Genomic DNA, 2031 nt, shown 5'->3' on the forward strand with positions numbered 1-2031 from the left:
GGCCACCGCCGACCTGCGCCGGGCGGTGCTCGGCCCCGCCGGCCCGCGCACCTGGACGTCCCCGGCCGCGGCGACGCTGGTGCCCGGGGTGGCCGAGGGCCGGCTGGTCGGCGGCAACCTCAGCCTGCTCGCGATGACGCTGGGCGCCCGCGGGCGCGCCGTCCCCGACCACACCGGGTGCGTCGTCCTGCTCGAGGACGTCACCGAGGAGACCTACCGCCTCGACGGCTACCTGCAGGCGCTGCTGCGCGCCGGCTGGTTCTCCGGTGTCGCCGGGATCGCGCTGGGCGGCTGGTACGCCTGCAGCCCGCTGGCCGAGATCCGCGCACTGGCGCTGGAGCTGCTGGCACCGCTCGGGGTGCCGCTGGTGGAGGAGCTGGGGTTCGGCCACGGCCCGGGTGCGCACACCCTGCCGCTCGGCGTCCCCGGCCGGCTGGTGGCCGACGACCGCCCCCGGCTCGAGGTGGACCTCCGGGACGGGTTGCGGTGACCACCGAACCGGTCCGGGCACCGCGGTCGTCCCGGCTGCTCAAGCAGCGGCTCGTGCAGGCCTACCGGCGCGACGTGGCCGCCGGGCTGGACTGGCTGGCAGAGGACCCGTCACTGGAGGCGGTGGCCGCCCGGATCACCGGCGCCCGCCGTCGGTTCGTGCTCGGGGCGGCGACCTCCTTCACCCACGCCTCGCTGCTGGCGGCCAAGCTCAGCGCCGCGCTGGCCCAGGTCACCCTGGTCGACGGCACCATCGTGCGCCCCCTCGACATCCTCAGCGACGTCCGCGACACCGACGTGCTCATCGTGGTCTCGCTGCGCCGCTGGCGCCGCTACACCGTCGACAACGCGCTGCCCTTCGCCCGGGCCGGAGGCTCGCTGCTGGTCATCACCGACGCCGCCGACCACCCGCTGCTGGCCTCCGCCGCCGAGGCGGTCGTCATCGACACCGGCTCGGGTGACCCGTTCGCCGGGCTGAGCGCGGACGTCCGCGCCCACCCGGAGTCGCCGGAGGTCTCCCCGGTGGTGGTCAGCCTGGTGATCGACGTGCTCGCCACCCTGGCCAGCGCCAGCGCGAAGGGGTCGAACCGCCGGCTCGCCGAGCGCGAACGGCTGGCCTCGGAGCTCGGTCTCTACCTGGAGTGACCGGGCCGGCGGCCCGACCCGCGGCTCACCACCGGTGCGCGACGTCGATCACCAGCCGGCTGCCGGTGCCCGGGCCGTCCAGCTCGAACACCCGCATGGGCAGCCGCGCCCGCACACCGAGCCCGATGGTCGTTCGTCCCTCGAAGGTGCCGGCGAAGCGGACCTGGCGGAAGGTGTCGTAGCCGCTGACGTCCGCCAGGTCACCCACCCGGAACGACCGTCCCCAGGCGGCGACGTCGACCTCGATGTCGGCCGCCCCCCGCAGCGGGACGACGAAACCGCTGCCCGGGGCGTGGACGGTGCCGTAGCGCACGTCGTAGCCGACGCCGCGGCGGTCCAGGTCGAGCACCAGCCGGTCGAAGCAGGCGTGCCGCCCGGTGCGCACGTCCTCGATGTCGTTGGGCGTGAAGGTGCGGTCCACCTCCGGCAGCGAGCCCCAGGTGACCGAGCACCCCGCGGCCTCCGCCGTCTCCATGGCGACTCCCGCCGGGGCCAGCCCCAGCACCACCGCGCACGCTCCTGCTGCTGCGACCCGACGCAGCGTCCTCGTCCCCATCCGAACCACCCCCGCATAGAATGTGACGTAGATCACGCTAGGCCGTGCCGGCGCGGGTGCGGCTGGGAACGGCAGAAGCAACGACGAAGAACAGGCTGAGCCCGGAGCGGCGCCCTCCCGCACCGGCTCGTTCACCTCGGTGACAGCCGGCGTTGGTGCCGTCGTCCGCCGCGGCCCGGGCGGTCGTCACCTGCGCTGGGCAGGGTGCCGCGGGTGAGCACCGACCCCGCCCCCGCGACGTCCACCCCGCTCGAGCCCGCCGGTGCCCGGCTGGGTCGCCGCGGCTTCCTCGGCCTGGCCGGCGCCGGCGGTCTGCTCGGCCTGACCGGCGCGCTCGGCAC

At 75.7% G+C, this 2031-nt stretch carries 2 protein-coding genes and 1 pseudogene; 2 read left to right on the top strand and 1 reads right to left on the bottom strand.

What is annotated here, in order from left to right:
- Together DVA66_RS19785 and DVA66_RS19790 are read left to right on the top strand one after the other, a co-directional pair.
- Positions 1-490, top strand: a pseudogene (locus DVA66_RS19785) (LD-carboxypeptidase); the annotation flags it as partial.
- Complete coding sequence (locus DVA66_RS19790) at positions 487-1134, top strand: SIS domain-containing protein (RefSeq protein WP_114561510.1); 648 nt, start codon at positions 487-489, stop codon at positions 1132-1134. The pseudogene DVA66_RS19785 and the gene DVA66_RS19790, both read left to right, overlap by 4 nt.
- A gap of 25 nt (positions 1135-1159) precedes the next feature.
- On the opposite strand, the gene DVA66_RS19795 is transcribed toward DVA66_RS19790, so the two are convergent.
- Positions 1160-1690, bottom strand: a complete 531-nt coding sequence (locus tag DVA66_RS19795) for an AMIN-like domain-containing (lipo)protein (RefSeq protein ID WP_114561511.1) — start codon at positions 1688-1690, stop codon at positions 1160-1162.
- Positions 1691-2031: the final 341 nt, after the last annotated feature.

The sequence above is a fragment of the Desertihabitans aurantiacus genome (assembly GCF_003344635.1).
Classification (GTDB): domain Bacteria; phylum Actinomycetota; class Actinomycetes; order Propionibacteriales; family Propionibacteriaceae; genus Desertihabitans; species Desertihabitans aurantiacus.

Coding starts and splice junctions, on each gene's coding strand:
- DVA66_RS19795 (WP_114561511.1), bottom strand. CDS start 1,690: ATGGGGACGAGGACGCTGCGTCGGGTCGCAGCAGCAGGAGCGTGCGCG.